The organism is Peribacillus sp. TH27, assembly GCF_016650915.1.
Taxonomy (GTDB): Bacteria; Bacillota; Bacilli; order Bacillales; family DSM-1321; genus Peribacillus; species Peribacillus butanolivorans.
In genome coordinates, this window is record NZ_JAEKEV010000002.1 from 1796528 (window position 1) to 1813769 (window position 17242).

17 protein-coding genes and 1 pseudogene are annotated in these 17242 nt (G+C 37.8%); 4 read left to right on the top strand and 14 right to left on the bottom strand.

Annotation, left to right across the window (positions count from 1 at the left end; genetic code table 11):
• Positions 1-5: 5 nt before the first annotated feature.
• From JFU24_RS10060 to JFU24_RS10110, 11 genes are all read right to left on the bottom strand, one after another.
• The gene (locus JFU24_RS10060; RefSeq protein WP_201181981.1) at positions 6-803 is read right to left on the bottom strand and encodes an enoyl-CoA hydratase; all 798 of its coding nucleotides are present in this window, start codon (positions 801-803) and stop codon (positions 6-8) included.
• A gap of 92 nt (positions 804-895) precedes the next feature.
• Positions 896-2512, bottom strand: a complete 1617-nt coding sequence (locus JFU24_RS10065; protein ID WP_201181984.1) for a long-chain fatty acid--CoA ligase — start codon at positions 2510-2512, stop codon at positions 896-898.
• A gap of 441 nt (positions 2513-2953) precedes the next feature.
• The gene (locus JFU24_RS10070) at positions 2954-3793 is read right to left on the bottom strand and encodes a sugar phosphate isomerase/epimerase family protein (RefSeq protein WP_201181987.1); all 840 of its coding nucleotides are present in this window, start codon (positions 3791-3793) and stop codon (positions 2954-2956) included.
• A gap of 262 nt (positions 3794-4055) precedes the next feature.
• Entirely contained in the window at positions 4056-5078 is a 1023-nt protein-coding gene (gene iolG / locus JFU24_RS10075) for an inositol 2-dehydrogenase (protein ID WP_201221727.1), read from the bottom strand.
• Positions 5079-5152: 74 nt separating this feature from the next.
• The gene (locus JFU24_RS10080; protein ID WP_201221729.1) at positions 5153-6172 is read right to left on the bottom strand and encodes a LacI family DNA-binding transcriptional regulator; all 1020 of its coding nucleotides are present in this window, start codon (positions 6170-6172) and stop codon (positions 5153-5155) included.
• Between the two features lie 76 nt (positions 6173-6248).
• A complete protein-coding gene (locus JFU24_RS10085; RefSeq protein WP_201181992.1) occupies positions 6249-7208 on the bottom strand; it encodes a sugar ABC transporter substrate-binding protein in 960 nt (319 codons plus the stop codon).
• 50 nt (positions 7209-7258) lie between these two features.
• On the bottom strand, positions 7259-8257 hold the full coding sequence (locus JFU24_RS10090; protein WP_056527988.1) for an ABC transporter permease: 999 nt from the start codon (positions 8255-8257) through the stop codon (positions 7259-7261).
• Positions 8258-8261: 4 nt separating this feature from the next.
• Positions 8262-9770: a sugar ABC transporter ATP-binding protein gene (locus tag JFU24_RS10095; RefSeq protein WP_056527985.1), complete on the bottom strand. Its 1509-nt coding sequence runs from the start codon at positions 9768-9770 to the stop codon at positions 8262-8264.
• Between the two features lie 160 nt (positions 9771-9930).
• Positions 9931-10932 carry an inositol 2-dehydrogenase gene (gene iolG / locus JFU24_RS10100; RefSeq protein ID WP_201221731.1) on the bottom strand — a complete coding sequence of 334 codons (1002 nt, stop codon included), beginning with the start codon at positions 10930-10932 and terminating at the stop codon, positions 9931-9933.
• 15 nt (positions 10933-10947) lie between these two features.
• Positions 10948-11694: a Gfo/Idh/MocA family protein gene (locus tag JFU24_RS10105; protein WP_201249907.1), complete on the bottom strand. Its 747-nt coding sequence runs from the start codon at positions 11692-11694 to the stop codon at positions 10948-10950.
• Complete coding sequence (locus JFU24_RS10110; protein WP_201221735.1) at positions 11666-11944, bottom strand: Gfo/Idh/MocA family oxidoreductase; 279 nt, start codon at positions 11942-11944, stop codon at positions 11666-11668. The genes JFU24_RS10105 and JFU24_RS10110 overlap by 29 nt, the downstream gene beginning before the upstream one ends.
• 399 nt (positions 11945-12343) lie before the next feature.
• Between JFU24_RS10110 and JFU24_RS10115 the strand changes: the two genes are divergently transcribed.
• Positions 12344-13222 carry a dimethylarginine dimethylaminohydrolase family protein gene (locus JFU24_RS10115; RefSeq protein WP_180319920.1) on the top strand — a complete coding sequence of 293 codons (879 nt, stop codon included), beginning with the start codon at positions 12344-12346 and terminating at the stop codon, positions 13220-13222.
• 62 nt (positions 13223-13284) lie between these two features.
• Here the strand turns inward: JFU24_RS10115 and JFU24_RS10120 are convergent, their stop codons facing one another.
• The 3 genes from JFU24_RS10120 to JFU24_RS10130 form a co-directional block, all read right to left on the bottom strand.
• Positions 13285-13788: a DUF1648 domain-containing protein gene (locus tag JFU24_RS10120; RefSeq protein ID WP_201221738.1), complete on the bottom strand. Its 504-nt coding sequence runs from the start codon at positions 13786-13788 to the stop codon at positions 13285-13287.
• Between the two features lie 46 nt (positions 13789-13834).
• Positions 13835-14230, bottom strand: a complete 396-nt coding sequence (locus JFU24_RS10125; protein ID WP_201249908.1) for a hypothetical protein — start codon at positions 14228-14230, stop codon at positions 13835-13837.
• A gap of 148 nt (positions 14231-14378) precedes the next feature.
• Positions 14379-14933 carry an urease accessory protein UreH domain-containing protein gene (locus JFU24_RS10130; RefSeq protein WP_201250901.1) on the bottom strand — a complete coding sequence of 185 codons (555 nt, stop codon included), beginning with the start codon at positions 14931-14933 and terminating at the stop codon, positions 14379-14381.
• A gap of 222 nt (positions 14934-15155) precedes the next feature.
• Between JFU24_RS10130 and JFU24_RS10135 the strand changes: the two are divergent.
• From JFU24_RS10135 to JFU24_RS10145, 3 genes and pseudogenes are all read left to right on the top strand, one after another.
• A pseudogene (locus tag JFU24_RS10135) lies at positions 15156-15412 on the top strand (MerR family transcriptional regulator); the annotation flags it as partial.
• A 13-nt stretch (positions 15413-15425) separates the two neighbouring features.
• Complete coding sequence (gene vanR, locus JFU24_RS10140; protein WP_201221742.1) at positions 15426-16121, top strand: vancomycin resistance response regulator transcription factor, VanR-F/VanR-M family; 696 nt, start codon at positions 15426-15428, stop codon at positions 16119-16121.
• Positions 16114-17226 carry a sensor histidine kinase gene (locus JFU24_RS10145; RefSeq protein WP_201182003.1) on the top strand — a complete coding sequence of 371 codons (1113 nt, stop codon included), beginning with the start codon at positions 16114-16116 and terminating at the stop codon, positions 17224-17226. Before vanR ends, JFU24_RS10145 begins: the two co-directional genes overlap by 8 nt.
• Positions 17227-17242: the final 16 nt, after the last annotated feature.

Genomic DNA, 17242 nt, shown 5'->3' on the forward strand with positions numbered 1-17242 from the left:
CCGTTTCATTTTCCGATAAAATTTGGTCTTCTTTTTTCAACGAAAGCCTTTATTCCTTCTTGGTGATCCGCTGTTTGGCGCATTTTAAATTGGGCAGCCTTTTCAATTTCAAGCATCTTTATTAATAATGGACGATTTTTTTCACTTAGAATCTTTTTCGTCTTGATCATCGCTTGAACAGGACTTTTCAGCCATCCTTGTACTTTTCTCTCTACCGCCTGCTCCAAAGTTCCATCTGCTATTTCGTGAATGAGGCCTTTTTCTTTAGCCTCCAGCGCTGTTAGCACTCTACCTTCCCAGATTAATTCTTTCGCCCCCACTTCACCAAGACGTCGCTCAAGGAAGAAATGTCCACCCCCATCAGGAATTAATCCAATGCCGATAAAGTTCATGGCAACCTTACTTTCTGAGTCAGCAATAAGATGGTCAGTTGCAAGCGCAATACTCAAACCAAGACCTGCTGCTGCACCGTGAATGGCACTGATTGTCAATTTAGGCATGAAATATAAGGTTGTTACTAATTCACTAATTCCATCCATCAGGTCATTAAAACCATCTTCTTTATCAGGTGCGAGCATCATTTTAATATCTCCGCCTGCTGAAAAAGCTTTCCCATTGCCTTTTAAAATGACGACGTCCACGTCCTCATTCTCACTTACTTCTTTAAGAGCAAAAATAAAATCATTTAGCATTTGCGGATTTAATGCATTCATAGCCTCTGGACGATTCATTGCAACAGTTGCTGTTCGTTCCGAATATGTGACTAAAACCGTACCTGAATTTAATGATGTTTCATTACTCAATCTATTTCCTCCTCTTTCATTCTATAAATTTATTATATATGCTCACTCTACTATCGTAATAGAAAAAAGTTATATTTATTCAATTTTACCTTTTATTTCTTAATATATTTATCCTGAAGCTGATCACGCAACGCCCTTTTCAAGAACTTCCCTACACCCGTTTTTGGAATATCATCCAAAAAGACTACTTCATCCGGTAACCACCACTTAGCAAACTGCGGTTTTAAAAATTCTATTATGTCTTCTTGTGATACCTGCTCTTTATATGCATCCTTCAAGACAACACAAGCAATTGGGCGTTCCTGCCATTTTTCATGAGGCACTGCAATGACTGCCGCCTCAAAGATACCCTCATGAGCCATTAATGTATTCTCTATATCTACAGAGGAAATCCACTCTCCACCGCTTTTGATTAAGTCCTTCGTCCGATCGACAATTTTCACAAAGCCTTCCTCATCTATCGTGACAACATCTCCGGTATAAAGCCAGCCATCTATAAACGTCCCCTCGGATCGCTCATCTTTAAAATACTCATCCGCTATCCATGGACCCCTTATAAGTAATTCTCCCATTTCTTTTCCATCCGCTTTCACTTCACCATCCTGCCCGACAACTTTAATTTCGATCATCGGCGAGACAAGCCCCTGCTTGGCCTTCAACTCATAAAGTTCATCCTCAGGTAAGTCTTCCTGATAGCTTTTTGGTTTGGAAACAAATACGAGCGGGCTTGTTTCCGTCATACCATAAGCATGCAGGAATGGAATACTGTACTTTTGCTCAAAAGTTTTAATCATGCTTTTTGGAGCCGCCGACCCTCCGCATAAAACAGCGCGAATACTGCTCGTATCATGGCTACCTTCTTCAAGCTCCTTCAACAACCCAAGCCAAATCGTCGGAACTCCTGCAGCGATTGTGACCTTTTCCGTTTCTATAAGCTCTGCCAAAATTTTCGGGGTAAAGTTCGGTCCCGGTAAAACCATCTTTGTGCCAAACCAAACACTCGCAAATGGCATTCCCCATGCATTAACGTGAAACATTGGTACGACTGGCAAAGCCACATCCCGTTCGCTTATTGCTGTAGAATCAGCAAGTCCCAGCGCAATCGCATGCAACAAAATTCCGCGATGTGAATAAACCACACCCTTTGGATTTCCTGTCGTGGCGGATGTATAACACATGCCGGCAGGTGCATTTTCATTTAAATCCTGAATGAATGTCTGCTTAGGATTCCCTTCAGCCAATAACTTTTCATAATGGTAAACAGGTGATAGTGTCGTTTCAGGCAGTTCATCATTATCAGTCATAATGATGTAGCCTTCTACCGTTGTTAACTCATCTTTAATCGTTTCCAACATTGGGATGACATCAGGATCTATTAGCAATAATCGATCCTCCGCACTATTGACGATATAAGAAACATGCTGAGGAGACAGACGCATATTAATTGTATGTAGGACAGCCCCATGACAAGGAATCGCAAAATATGCTTCCAAGTGCCGATGATGATTCCATGCAAGTGTTCCGATCCGGTCACCTGTCTTGATACCGAATTTTTCAAGGTTACTCGCTAGCCTTCTTGTACGCTCAGCAATTTTTGCATATGTAAAAGTGTGAATTCCACCGTCCGTACGCGAAACTACCTCTTTTTTTGGAAAATATTTTTCAGCTCTCTCAATGATTTGCGTCATAATCAATGGAGTATCCATCATAACAATCTCCCCCTTCTCTAGAAAACGCTTTCACATATATATTCGACCAGAAAAAAAATAATCCTTTTTCCCTAGGTTCGGTTTTACATTTTATTTTAAGACTCTGGTTTACATTATTGGTTAAACAAAAAAAGGACCTTAAACTTGATCCTTTGTCTGTCTTATTCAGTTCTTACAACCCATAACTCTAGAGGGACCTAAAAAAGAAAATCGCCGTCAAAAATTGGGAATTCCCTAATATCCATCGTCTTAAAAATGGATATTCAGTACTATGAGCTGGCCTTAGAACCGTCAGGAAGAGAATCTCAGATAATGCCTTAAAAGAAAAACTACAATATTTATTTATTTATTTATTTAAGGTTAAAAAGTCAATTAACTATTCTTTCCCTTATTGACTTCTACCTTAAAGCTTTAATACCGCTAGGTACATGAATTAAGATGCTATATAGAAGCCTTGGTCAGCTCCTTTAAATAAATCAAGGATTCTTCTGCATAGGTATAAATTAGGTTCATTGCTGGATATCCTTTACCTGCTTGGAAAGGATCAACCCCTGGAGCCATACATTCCACAACAATATGACCATTAAAACCAGATTTATTTATACCGGATGCAAATTGTCCAAAATCAATATGTCCCCTGCCAAGAGCTCGCCTGTTGCTATCCGCTACATGGATAATTTCTAGGTGTTCTTTTGTTTTCAGAAATGGTGTTTCCATATCTTCTTCTTCAATATTCATATGGTATGTATCCAATAGCATTTTCACTTTCGGATTACTTACCTCTTGAACAAAGAGCAATGCGTCATCTCCGCTGTTTACTATACAGCTTTCATACCTATTTAATGGTTCAATCACAAGTGTAATATCTAATTCACCTGCTTTTTCTACTAATTTCTGGACGGAATCAATGGCCCATTTCCAATCCTCTCCATTTAATCCCATCGGCGAAGTTTTTCCGACAGCAGAAGGACATACAACGAGGTATTTTCCTTCTACCTCCTTTACAGCCTCTATCTGTCTTTTAAAATACTCTATAGCTTTTTGACGATTTTCCGAGTGAGCATTGGCAAGGTCTTGTTCTTCATTTGGCCAGCCTGAATCTCCTGTCAAACCTCCAATTTCCAAAGACAATTCTTTGGAAAGATGTAAAAGGTCTTTCCACTTATAGTCATTCACAGCTGCTCGAATTTCTATTGCATCATATCCTGTTTGTGACACAAATTGCATAACCTTTTCTATAGGTATATCGCCGAAAATCCAGCTACATATTGAAAATTTCATTACATTACTCCCTTATTGTTAGTAAGATCACTTCCAAAAAAGTTTTTCGTAAAACTTTTCTCTCTGACACTAACTGGCTTTCCAATTGCTGCACCTCGGACTGTTAATACTATTAACCTCGGGTGTTACCTATCAGTCAAAAAGCCTGCGCACTTTTAGTAACGTAGAAGTATTTTCTTAAATTTCCCGGCAAAATTTTCGCATCCGGCTCTAGAAGCCATTTCTATTTCAGCTGGTTCATATTATTCTTTCTTCCGTTTAATTAATATGTAGCAATTTGGTCAGTCTGCTTCAACTGAACCGGAATTCCCGTTTCTAGTGATTGTTTTGCAGCTTTAGCAATACGCTCAGCTTGTATGCCATCAAAGCCACTACAACTCACTTCAAGGTTTTCAAGACATGCCGATGCAAACTCAGTTACTTCATCTATATATGCTTGAGTGTAGCGTTCAAGGAAAAAGTAAAACGGCTTTTCTTTCTTTACATGATCATTTGTTGAAACCTCAACAGTTGTTGCCCTGTTGTTATCCACTTGTGCAGTACCCTTATCCCCAAAAATCTCAAGACGTTGATCATATCCATAGACGGCACGGCGGCTATTATCGATAACCCCTAGTGCACCATTTGCAAATTTCAAAGTTATGATGGCTGTGTCAATATCGCCTGCTTCCTCAATAGCGGGGTCCACTAACACAGCTCCATTTGCGAACACCTCCACAACTTCACTGCCCATAACGTAGCGAGCCATGTCGAAGTCATGGATCGTCATATCCATGAACAATCCGCCTGAAGATTTAATATAATCAGCACTTGGCGGTTGAGGATCACGTGAAGTGATTCGCAAAATATGAGGTATCCCGATTTCACCTTCTTGAACGAGGTTTCGAATCTTACGAAAATTCGGATCAAAGCGACGGTTAAAACCAACTTGAAGCTTTACACCTGCACTTTTCACCGCAGTAAGTGCTTCTTCTGTTTCTTCCACTGAGAAGCTAATTGGCTTTTCACAGAAAATATGTTTTCCAGCTTTAGCCGCTTCTTTAATAATATTTGCATGTGTATTTGTTGGTGAGCATATAAACACTGCTTGGATTTCAGGATCACTAAGCAATTCAAGGTAATCCGTTGTCAATACTTCAATTCGTTTCTCTATCGCCCACTCTTCAAGATGTTCAATTGCAACATCCGAAACACTTTTAATTCGGATTTGCTGAATCACCTTCAAATTATCTACATGTAATCTTCCAATACGACCTGCTCCAATAATTCCAACAGTCAGTGTCATTGACCTAATCCCCCTAATTAAGCGCTTAACCTAATAAATAAAACACCGGGTTGTAACCGGTTGACTCATTAAGCTTAACTTTTTATTTCTTTTAAGTCTCTTACTGAATTACGTTCTATAAGTACTGGTGCAAGCATGATCCTATGCCCAGATTTATTCGGCTTTTCAATTGACAGCAACAGTTGATTAATGGCATAACTTGCCAATTCATCTATAGGTTGAGCGATTGTCGTTAAGCCTGGGTATGCTATTTCTGCATGTATGGTGTTATCAAAACCAATCACCGATATTTCATTAGGAATAGCTACATTTTCCTTTCGTGCTTCATTCATAAAAATGGCAGCAATTAAATCGGTTGACGCAAATACCGCAGTGGGCCTATTCTCTAATTTTAAAATTACCTTGGCAGCTATTCTTGCGTCTTCAATTTTTGATTTAGAATGAATCACTTGTTCTTCATTCAACTTAATCCCCTCATCAATCAGTGATTGTTTAAAGCCCTCTAATCGAAGGTTTCCACTTGCACGGTTTAATTCGGCAATCACTGCAATATGCCTATGTCCTTTATCCAACAAATAACGCCCTGCAAGATATCCACCCCGTATATCATCTGTCGTAACAACATTAGTTGTAACAAAAGAGGGGTGATCGACTGAGAACATCAAGAGTGGGAAATTCCTGCTTTGAAGCTTCTTAAAAACCTCCCGATCATTCGGTTCAGTTGCGATGATAATTCCATCCACCTGTTTTTTTATAAGGAGCTCTAAATAGTCGTGTTCCCTTTCCCGTTGATAATCTGTGCTGCATAAAATAATGGCATAGCCAATTTCACGAGCATTATTTTCCAGGGCTCTCGCAACCTCAGCAAAAAAAGGGTTTGAAATATCAGGAACAAGCACTCCTATTGTGAATGTCTTCTTCCCTGTCAACGCAGCTGCAACAGTGCTTGGCTGATATTCAAGTTCTTGCATGATTTCCGTTACTCTATTTCTCGTTTTATCGCTAATTCGTCCTGTTTTATTTATCACCTTTGATACCGTGGCAATTGAGACGCCTGCCTTTTCTGCTACATCATAAATTGTAGGCTGCTTCATATGTTTTCAAAACTCCTCCAAAATATCCTTTACTTTATTTTAGCATGAAGGAATTTTGCGGGTACTATAGATTTCCTTATTTTGAAATACTTTTTAAGAAGTCTAATTTTTCTTCTGCATTTTTTACTGTTATGATGTCAATCCCGCTATCTAATCGCTCATCAATCTTGTCCCCATTTATTGCTTTCAAGGCATTTTCAACACCTTGATACCCCATGTTATATGGGCTCTGGGCTATGGTGCCAGCCAGCTTGCCTTCCAAAATGGATTCAACTGCTTCTTCCGTTCCATCAGTACCAATAACTTTAATATCCAGTGCTTTTGCTTCAACAGCACGCAATACACCTAATGCCATATCATCATTTGCTGCGAAAACACCTTTAACATCTCCATTTTTTTGCAAAATATTTTCCATTACTGACATCGCTTTTGTTTTATCACTATCTCCAGGTTGTTCTGCAACAACTTCCAGACCCGCTTCTTCAAGCGCTTCTTTCGCCCCTTTAATCCTCGCATCAGTAGCCGGATTGCCGAGTGCTCCTGAAATTAAAACCACTTTATCTCCTTTCTGAAGCATAGAAGCCAACAATTTCCCACCTTCCAAACCTGCAGTCCGGTTTTCTGTTCCGATAAAGGTTGTTTTTCCTTCAAAATCAGCATCTGAATCTATAAGTAATACAGGTACATTCTGAGCTGCGGTTTCTAACACCGGTACAACCGTTTCAGGTTGTGAAGGAGCGACTACGATTGCGCCAGGTGACTGATTTATTTGATCTTCAAGCATATTAACTTGCTGGATCACTTCCGACTCTGCAGATGGACCCACCACTGTTACAGTTACCCCAAGGTCCTTACCAGCAGCTTTTGCTCCCGCCTCTACATATTTCCAGTAAGGACTTGATAAAGTTTTTAAAACGACTGCTACACTTTCATCTTCACCGCCGCTCGCTTTTTTATCTGCGTCGCCGCAACCAGTCACTAATGCCATACACGTTACCATTAATGCCGCTCCAAACCATTTTAGTTTCCTATTCATTCTTCTACCTCCAAATTATAGTGATATACTTGAAATGAATTTATGATTGATTATCTTTTTTTACTTTTGCGTTGACGGAGTACGTCAACAAAAACGGCTGCGATAATTACAAAACCGATTACTGCCATTTGGAAATCAGCAGGCACGTTCAGAAGGTTTAAACCATTTCTGAGCACAGCAATGATCATTGCCCCAATTAATGTACCCCAGACAGTACCGACACCTCCCATGAAGCTAGCGCCACCAATAATGACTGCCGCTATTGCATCAAGTTCATATGATTGACCTGCAAGAGGGAATGCGGAATTTACTCGTCCAACCATTACAAGTCCTGCAAGACCTGCCATTAAACCACTAATTGTGTATACTATGATCAATACACGATCAACATTGATACCCGAGAGACGAGCGGCTTCTTTGTTACCACCGATTGCGTATATATATCGCCCTGTCTGTGTCCTTGTCAAGAAAATATGAAAGATGATATATACAGCGATTACTAGAAGGAAGCTAACAGGTATGGGACCTACAAATTCCCGTCCTAAAAATTGAATTAAATATGGAAAACCAGCAATTGGAGCCGCTGCCGTAATGATTAGTGCAATTCCACGTGCAATATTCATCGTACCAAGTGTAGAAATAAACGGGTGGGGCAAACGTAATTTCGTTAATAGCAATCCATTAATTAAACCGAATCCAGCGCCTACGAACAGACAGGCAAGAAGACCCAAGATTGGACTTAATCCCATCGTGACTGAAACAATTCCCATAACCATGATAGAGACTGCAAGAATGGAACCAACAGATAAATCAATACCGGCTGTTAAAATCGGAAGAAGCATGCCTATTGCAAGTATGGCGTTAATAGAAGACTGACGAGCAATATTCATGATATTGTTCAATGTCATAAACTTGTCCGATAGAAATGTCAGGACTGTCGTTAAAAGGATAAGACCGATTAATGGCCCAAATTTACTTACGTAAGTCTTAATGGTTCTACTCTGTTTTGGTGAATCATTCTCTGGTTTTTGTATGACTGCTTCATTCATAATTTCATCCTCCTGTTGCCGCCTTCATTATTCGCTCTTGAGAGGCTTCTCCAATTTCTAGGTCAGCGGTTATTTTCCCTTCACTCATCACTAAGACCCGATCACATATACCAAGAATTTCAGGAAGATCAGAAGATATCATCAGCACAATGGCACCGCTTTCAACTAACTGATTCATTAAGCGATAGACTTCAACTTTTGCACCAACATCAATCCCTCTTGTAGGTTCATCAAAGATATAAACCTTTGCTTTTGTGCATAACCATTTGGCAATAACGACTTTTTGCTGATTTCCCCCACTTAGATTTCTAGCATGAAGATCTATGTTATTTGGGCGAACTTTCAATTCCTTTATATAATTTATTGCTTCTTCACGTAGACCTTTTAAATCAACGAGTCTTAATTTATTCGTAAATTTATTCATATTAGCCATGGCAATATTAAAATCGAGCGGCTGATCCAGTAAGAGACCTTCACTTTTCCTATCCTCCGTTATAAAAGCAATGCCCGCATCAATTGCATCCCTAGGTGATTTGATTCGAACTTCCTTTCCATTTATGAAGACCTTTCCATTCCCCCGGTCATCTGCACTGAAAATAGCTCTTGCTAATTCTGTACGTCCAGCCCCAACTAGTCCGGAGATGCCGACTATCTCACCGTGTCGGATTGAAAAGCTTACTGGTTCTTTTGACCCGGCCACTTCCATGTTTTCAACCTTGAACCCTTCACCGCCAAGCGTAAATGATTGCTTAGGATATTTCTCATCCAGCGCCCGTCCAACCATCAACTCAATCCAATAATCAGTTTCTGTTGTCTTGACCGGTAGCGTTTCTATTTTAAATCCGTCGCGAAGGATGGTAAGCCTATCGCCCATTTCTCTGATTTCATCTAACCGATGGGAAATGAATACAATCGCAATGCCCTTTTGCGTAAGTTGTTCTACACATCGATATAACTGCTCCACTTCTGTTCCACTAAGACTGGAAGTCGGCTCATCCATAATGATTAATTTAACATCGAGAGTAAGCGCTTTCGCAATCTCCACAAGTTGTTGCTGCCCGATTCCCAGCTCCCCCAATTGCTTATCTGCAAGTTCAGGGCTCTGGCCAAGCATCTCCAAACAGCGTTTTGCTTCCTTACGCATTTCATTTTGATTAAGTAATGAAAATTTTCCGCCACGTTTCAATTCCCTTCCAAGGAATATATTTTCATATACCTTTAATTCAGGAATGACATTCAATTCTTGATAGATCGTAGCAATTCCTAGATTCATAGCATCAAGGGGTGTATCAAGTTGGACAGAATTACCTTCCCAAAAAATTTCTCCGGAATCCTTTTCATATGCTCCTGTTAAAATTTTAATAAGTGTGGACTTACCTGCACCATTTTCCCCTAGTAATACATGAACTTCACCTGCCATTACATCTAAATCAATTCCTTTTAAAACATGGTTTTGACCAAAACTTTTTTTAATCCCTTTCATTTCGAGGAGATATCCTGAATGATTAACCATGTGCAAACCTCTTTTCGTCATTTACCTTTTCTTTTTAAAGAAAGCGCTTTCCTAACTAAAGTATAATTTTATTATATTTATTTTTCAATACATTTTTTGAATATTTAGTATTTTCAGATTAAAACTCGTGAACAAAATGAATTCTTTATCCTTCTATATACTAAAGTTCGACTTTTTTTCCATTTTGATAAGATTCCCGTGCAGCAAAAGCGATTTCGAGTGCCTTTACGCCATCGTCTACTGTGACACTTGGTGTTCTTTTTTCAGCCACTACCTGGAAAAAGCTTGAGAGCTCCAAATTGTAGGCATCCGTAAAACGAGTTGGAAAATCCGGTAATATATCATGCAGGTTACCCTCTTTCGTTAAAATCTGAATATCATGATTTCGAAGATTCCCTATAAAGATCGAGCCTTCTGTCCCAATGACCTCTGCACGAATATCGTAGCCATAATGGGCATTACGACTTGCCTCTGCATCTCCTGCAGCCCCAGATGAAAACTCTAAATACGTAAGAGATTGATCAACATCTCCGTATTTTTCCATGAACGGGTATTTCAAGATTCGTCCATGAGCATGAACTGAAGTCACTTCGGAATTCATCAAATAACGAGCAATATCAAAATCATGGATGGAAACATCGACAAACATACCACCGCTATTCTGGATAAACGCTTCATGGGGTGCATGAGGATCACGGGAAATACCACGGAAGTATATCGGATCGCCAATATCACCAGCATTAATTCGCTTTTTCGCTTCAACGTAAGCCGGATCGAATCTACGCATAAAACCAACCTGGCATATGGTATTGTTATTTTCTATTATTCTCTTAATATCATTTGCTTCACTTAAATCTATCGTAAGTGGTTTTTCAACAAAAATAGCTTTACCTGATTCAGACGCTTTTTTCAATAAATCAAAATGTGTGCTTGTTGGAGAGGCAATAATCATTACTTCGATTGTATCGTCTTGAAGAATATCATCCGGATTGGTAGTGAAAAATGGCACTTCTAACTCTGTTGCAACACGCTTGGCTGTCTCCATGTTCACATCACATATTGCCGTAAGTTCTGCATTTCTAATTCTTGTAGCGACATTTACTGCGTGCCAATATCCAAGTCTTCCAAGTCCAAGTACAGCTGCTCGAATTTTTTTTGTCATATTATTTTCTCCTTTTTAGTTAACATTCGTCACCACAGACTTACTGTGCAATGATTGATAACTTATTTCAAGATAACGGGCCATCTTAAGCGAATGATCCACGTTGTAGTCAGGATTTCCCCCTTCTAGAATACAATCATGAAAATGTTCAATCTGGTTTAAATATTGATCGTCTTTAAACCTCTCAAAAAGAATCACGCTGCCATTGTAATCTTTAACAGTTATTTTGCCGTGTTTATCATCTGATACGTCAGGACGAAAAGCGCAATCAACAGTAATGGACCCCCTTGGACCAAAGATTTCATAACGATTAATAAACGAGAGTTCCAATGAAGCTGTTACTTCAGCAGTTCGTTTCTGATCATCAATCAATACGCAAGTCGATGTTATATCCACTCCGTTGTCTTGATCCATTTTACCGCTCATTGAGATTTGGACAGGTTTAAAGCCAACAATTTGTGTCACCGCATGCAAGCCGTAACATCCGACATCTCGCATAGCACCTCCTCCTAGTTCAGGTTTCAAACGAATATCACCTGAGTCTTCAAGCATCCAGGAAAAATGAGCTTTAACATGGAGATAATCCCCGATAATACCCGATTCCAGTAATTCCCTCACTCGTTTGTGCTGACAAAGAAATTGGTACATGAAAGCTTCCATAAAAACTACATTATTTTCTTGGGCTGCTGTTTTCACATCGTACATATCGGCTTCTGTTAACGCTGCTGGTTTTTCAAGAAGAACATGTTTTCCCTTTTGCATTGCCCTCACCGCCCATTTTGCATGAAGAGAGAGAGTTTGGCAAAGGGATATAGATTGCGTCAATCGATGAATCTTCAATTAGTTGTTCATACTTTCCATATATGTGCGGGGAATTGAATCGTTTGGCCTTTTCTAAGCTTTTCGATGCTACAGCTACTAATGCTGCACGGTCTGAACGGATTAATGCCGGTAAAAATTCATCATATGCTATATTGGCAGCACTAATAATTCCCCAACGGATATTTCCCATTACTTACACTCCTTCTATTAATTTTAATGTTTGGTTTGCAACGAACCTTAAAGATATTTAATATTAAGAAAATTCAGGGAAAGCGCTTTCCTTTTTGCTATTGTAACTCACTATTTTTTATTATTCAATTACATTTACAAAAATGTAAAATTTTATTTTTCAGAATTATTAATTTTCAAATTACATACAAACGGACCTTAAAAATAGATTGTAAAACTTTTAACAAAAGTAACTGCTTTATGTATATTTTTAAGATTTGTCTGTGTGAAGAAAGCTTCCAAGTAAAAATCAACAATGATTAATACAAAAGACTATATTAAAAAATGACTTTTTTTATGTTTCTTTCCAGAAAAAAGAGGTAATAGTAAAGATACAATGATATTTAGAGGGAGCTCATCTATGGTAAACAAGATAAACGAAGAACTAGAGGCTTACTGCGCGAGCGAATATTCAAAGCTATTACGGGTAATTGTATGTGAACCAAAATATATGGAGATTCGTGAGATCATCAACGAAACACAAAAAGAGTTTAAAGATGAGAACATTGATCGTGTACTTGCTATGGAGCAGCATACCAATTTTGTAAAGTCGCTTGAACATGAAGGAATTGAAGTCATAAATCTACCACCCCAATCTGCATATCCAGAACAAGTCTTTACGAGAGATATTGGATTCACTCTTGGCAATACCGTGTACGTCGCCGAGATGGCTACAGATATCCGGCAAGGTGAAGAACTTATTTTGAAAACCTGGCTCGAAAAAAATGATGTCCCATTCTTCAACTTATGTAGGAATAGAATAGAGGGCGGGGATGTCATAATTGATGGAAAGACCATTTATATCGGGGTCAGTGATAGAACAGATAAAAAATCAATCAAGAATCTTCAAACCTTATTATCAGAATACGATATCATCCCAATTCCTTTCATTGAAAAATTCCTTCACTTGGACTGTGTATTCAATGTTATCTCACCAACGGAGGCCCTTATCTTCCCAGAAGCCCTTACAAAAAAAGAGTTAGCCTTATTAGAATCACGTTATGACATAATTGAAGTGACTAAAGAGGAGCAATTCACATTAGGAACAAACGTGCTCTCTATTGGAAAAAGAAAAGTGTTTAGTCTTCCATGCAATAAAAAAGTAAATCACAAGCTTCGTGAACGCGGATATAGCGTCATTGAAGTCGATATAAGCGAGATCATCAAGTCCGGAGGCTCTTTCCGTTGCTGCACCATGCCTCTGTTGCGAACAACGAATAAGAAAACTGAACTTGCTTAGAGAAAGAAAACTGCTCATAATCAAGATAGATTTAAACCGAACTTGCTATAATGAAGTTCGGTTTATTTTACTTTCAGAAATGAGCGCACCCTAAAGAAAGCGATCGTGCCCAGAAGGACAACTAGGAAAATAGGCAATTCTAAAATACCAAGCCCAACTTCCCTACCTACAGAAACTTGAACAGATTTCCAGCTGGTATAAAGTAAAAAAACAATAATTTCCGCCTTCAAAATCACACTCATCACCTGAGCATTTTTGTATAGACGCTCCGCATTTTGTCCCGTTACTTTTACCGAGAAATTAAAGATATACGGCACTCTCTCTAAAGTCGTCAATATTGACCATAAAAAAATACTTACGATCGGAAGAAACCAAATTACAGCTCTCCCTCCCCAACCATCTGCTTCTCCTTTAGCATTAAAATGAATCGGAACCTGATCAGGTAAAGTACTCCACTCATTAATCAAATAAATCAGGTTGAGCACTATTATAATAAGTGAAAAAATATCAATTAGTTTTTCATAAATCGTTTTTGGTATCTTTAATATCGGTTGATTATTTTTCATACTTCCCCCTAATCTTACCAAAAAAGATCTTATTCCATCTGTTCTTTTATTGTATCAAGTTTAATACAATTTCAGAATCCGCTTTATTTAATTGTACATACTTGCTATGTTTACCTTTCGTCAATTTCAATATATTTTCACCAGAAATAACCCAAACATAGTAAACGACTATTTTATCCTCATACTTTTCATCATTAAAATAAAAGATATAATCCGCTTTAGGACGATCTTTCTCCATTTTGGAATTTTCCCAGTTAATATTTTTTAATATTTCTTTTGTTTTTATAGTCTTTTCAATTTCTATACTTTCTTTATAAGCTTCAAATTTGTAGATTTTACCCTCACGCTTTTGAATCGAAATATGTTCTTGTTTATTTGAACATCCTACAGTTAACGCTAAAGATACTATGAAAAGTGCAAGTGAAAATAGTCTCCATTTCATTAATTGTCATCCCCCTTACATGAATAGACTAATAGCCAATATTTTCATTATACTAGTCTACCAGAAGAGTAATAGGAATGTGTATTTAATGGCGACAAAAGAGTGCAGAACCATCTTTTCTTAAAGCAAAGAACTCCCAAGCTTTTACCTAGAGAGTTTCTGACTCTAATATCCCATGTAAATAATAGACGTTGTTTACCCAAACCGTAAATAACTCATCATTTACGCCCAGGTTGTACATATAATAGATCCCGAATACCACGCTGACCACACCTGTCAACCTAATGAGTGAGTGGTTCACTTTTATAGAAGAAGTACTTGTGTCAAAGGGGATGCTTAAAATCGTTGTAAATAGAAGCATGCCCACACATGTACCAACTCCAAATATAATAAAGTAAATGGCACCCTGCCATACTGAATCTATTGTACTCATCGTAAGAAGAACCATGGCTGCACTTCCGGCAAGTCCGTGGACAATCCCAACAAACATCGATTTCAAATAGGTAGCTCTGTCTGAATGATCATGTTGATGCATTTTCTCCCAAGAAAAAATCGTCGTTATACCTAGATATACCAACATGATTCCTACAAGAAATTCTAATGACATTGCCCAGGCTTCCGAGATTTCATTTTTCAAAAGGATCAGGATGACACCAAACACCAATAGCGTAAGTGTATGACCGAGAAAGTCTTTGTTATTAATACATCATTAATTTAAACTAATTACTTAACTTTTCTTTGGTGGCATAAATTATCTTGAAAATGGTACGATAAAAACGTTGATATCTAAATAGGAAATGACTTAAAGATGGGAAAAAACGAAGATATTTTGAATTGGATAATTATGTTTCAAAAAAAATTCTTAAAAATCCTTGACCTCAACTTAGGTTTAGGTTGTATCCTTGGTAAAAAGATAAAAAATCATATGAACTATAAAATTGGACAAGTCGCAAAAATGAATCATCTAACAATGTTTCTCAATTACGGTACTATGATAATCGAGGACTGTTACCCTTTCTCAAAAGAACTGAGAAGGGAGATTGAGTTTTTGACGAAGAAGCACTGAAATATTTAGAAATGATCTTATGCTTAAAGAATACTGGGATGCCAATTAAAAAAGTTAAACAATTTATTGATTGGTCAATGAGTGGCGATGATACCATCCCCCAGAAATTAGAAATTAGGAGTGGAGTAGATGAAACGTATTTCGATTTTAATAGCTGATGATGAGGAGGAGATTGCTGATCTGATTGCCATCCATTTAGAAAAAGAAGGATACCATGTCATTAAAGTATCTGATGGACTAGAAGCCATTCATGCTATCCAGACTCAATCGATTGATTTGCTAATTTTAGATATTATGATGCCAAAAATGGATGGATACGAAGTAACCCATCACATTAGAGGACAACATAATTTACCTATCATTTTCTTGAGTGCCAAAACTTCTGATTTCGATAAGGTACATGGACTAGTGATTGGAGCAGATGACTATATGACTAAACCATTCACCCCCATTGAATTGGTTGCTCGTGTAAATGCTCAGTTGCGGCGCTTTATGAAATTGAATCAACCCAAAACAGATAATAAATTGATCTTGGAAATTGGTGGATTAGTTATTTCTCCTGATCAACGCACAGTTATTCTATATGATGAGACCATTGAGCTGACGCCTAAAGAGTTTGAGATTTTGTATTTACTAGCCAGTCATCCAAAGAAAGTTTATAGTGTGGAAAATATTTTTCAGCAGGTGTGGGGCGAAGCCTATTTTGAGGGTGGTAATACCGTTATGGTCCATATTCGTACTTTACGGAAAAAACTTAAAGAAGATAAACGGAAAAATAAATGGATTAAAACTGTATGGGGTGTCGGGTATACATTCAATGGTTAAAATCATTAGAAGTTTTCGCTCAAAAATGATAGTGTTATTCGGATTAAGTATGTTTTTTTCTGGCATCATAACTTATCTAATCTTTAAAGGACTTCAATTTTATTATCACACGATGGTTCGTTATGAGGATCCATTGGCTCGTTTTCGCTTATTTATAAACAATATTGGAGACATTAATTTCTTTTTACTACTATTTATCCCACTTTCAATCTTTTTTTTCTTTGTCCTTACTAAGCCCTACTCTACCTATTTCAAAGAGATTTCAGAAGGAATTCATTATCTCGCTCGTGGTGACTTTAAACATCGAGTTCAAATCATATCAAATGATGAATTTAGAAATATTGCGCAAGATATTAATCTGGCAAGTGAAAAATTGGAACAAGCCATAGAAAGAGGAGATTTTTCGGAAAGCAGTAAAGATCAGTTAGTAGTAAATTTAGCTCATGATTTGCGTACTCCGCTCACCTCTGTTTTAGGTTACATTGATTTAATCCTTAAGGATGAGAATCTGACTAAAGAACAAGTCAGACATTTTTTAACAATTGCCTTTACTAAATCTCAGCGTTTAGAAAGACTTATTGATGAATTATTCGAAATAACTAGAATGAACTATGGCATGCTGCCAGTTGAAAAAAAGCAAATTAATTTAAGTGACCTACTGATTCAATTAAAGGAAGAATTGTATCCTATCTTCGAGAAAAATGATTTGATAGCTCGAATGAATAGTACTCCCTATTTACCTATTATTGGTGACGGAGAGTTGTTAGCACGTGTGTTTGAAAATCTTCTGACCAATGCCAATCGTTATGGATACGATGGCCAGTTTGTAGATATTAACGGCTTTATTGATTCAGGAGAAGTGGTTGTTCAGATTGTGAATTATGGAAATAGTATTCCACCGAATGAACTACCGCATCTTTTTGATATGTTTTATACCGGTGACAAAGCACGAACTCAACAAGAAGATAGCACAGGTCTTGGATTGTTCATTGCGAAGAATATTGTGGAGCAACATAATGGAACGATTACTGCAGAAAGTAGTTTAATACGTACGATATTTGAGGTTCGTTTACCACAGGACAGTGTACCAAATAATCAAATTTAATACCCAAGTAAATGAT

Bases quoted from the DNA above. Each gene is read 5' to 3' on its own strand.
- JFU24_RS10110 (WP_201221735.1), bottom strand. From the start codon at position 11,944: ATGGGAAATATCCGTTGGGGAATTATTAGTGCTGCCAATATAGCATAT.
- JFU24_RS10105 (WP_201249907.1), bottom strand. From the start codon at position 11,694: ATGCAAAAGGGAAAACATGTTCTTCTTGAAAAACCAGCAGCGTTAACA.
- iolG (WP_201221727.1), bottom strand. From the start codon at position 5,078: ATGACACTGACTGTTGGAATTATTGGAGCAGGTCGTATTGGAAGATTA.
- JFU24_RS10085 (WP_201181992.1), bottom strand. From the start codon at position 7,208: ATGAATAGGAAACTAAAATGGTTTGGAGCGGCATTAATGGTAACGTGT.
- JFU24_RS10065 (WP_201181984.1), bottom strand. From the start codon at position 2,512: ATGATGGATACTCCATTGATTATGACGCAAATCATTGAGAGAGCTGAA.
- JFU24_RS10115 (WP_180319920.1), top strand. From the start codon at position 12,344: ATGGTAAACAAGATAAACGAAGAACTAGAGGCTTACTGCGCGAGCGAA.
- JFU24_RS10120 (WP_201221738.1), bottom strand. From the start codon at position 13,788: ATGAAAAATAATCAACCGATATTAAAGATACCAAAAACGATTTATGAA.
- JFU24_RS10125 (WP_201249908.1), bottom strand. From the start codon at position 14,230: ATGAAATGGAGACTATTTTCACTTGCACTTTTCATAGTATCTTTAGCG.
- JFU24_RS10090 (WP_056527988.1), bottom strand. From the start codon at position 8,257: ATGAATGAAGCAGTCATACAAAAACCAGAGAATGATTCACCAAAACAG.
- JFU24_RS10080 (WP_201221729.1), bottom strand. From the start codon at position 6,172: ATGAAGCAGCCTACAATTTATGATGTAGCAGAAAAGGCAGGCGTCTCA.
- JFU24_RS10095 (WP_056527985.1), bottom strand. From the start codon at position 9,770: ATGGTTAATCATTCAGGATATCTCCTCGAAATGAAAGGGATTAAAAAA.
- iolG (WP_201221731.1), bottom strand. From the start codon at position 10,932: ATGACAAAAAAAATTCGAGCAGCTGTACTTGGACTTGGAAGACTTGGA.
- JFU24_RS10145 (WP_201182003.1), top strand. From the start codon at position 16,114: ATGGTTAAAATCATTAGAAGTTTTCGCTCAAAAATGATAGTGTTATTC.
- vanR (WP_201221742.1), top strand. From the start codon at position 15,426: ATGAAACGTATTTCGATTTTAATAGCTGATGATGAGGAGGAGATTGCT.
- JFU24_RS10070 (WP_201181987.1), bottom strand. From the start codon at position 3,793: ATGAAATTTTCAATATGTAGCTGGATTTTCGGCGATATACCTATAGAA.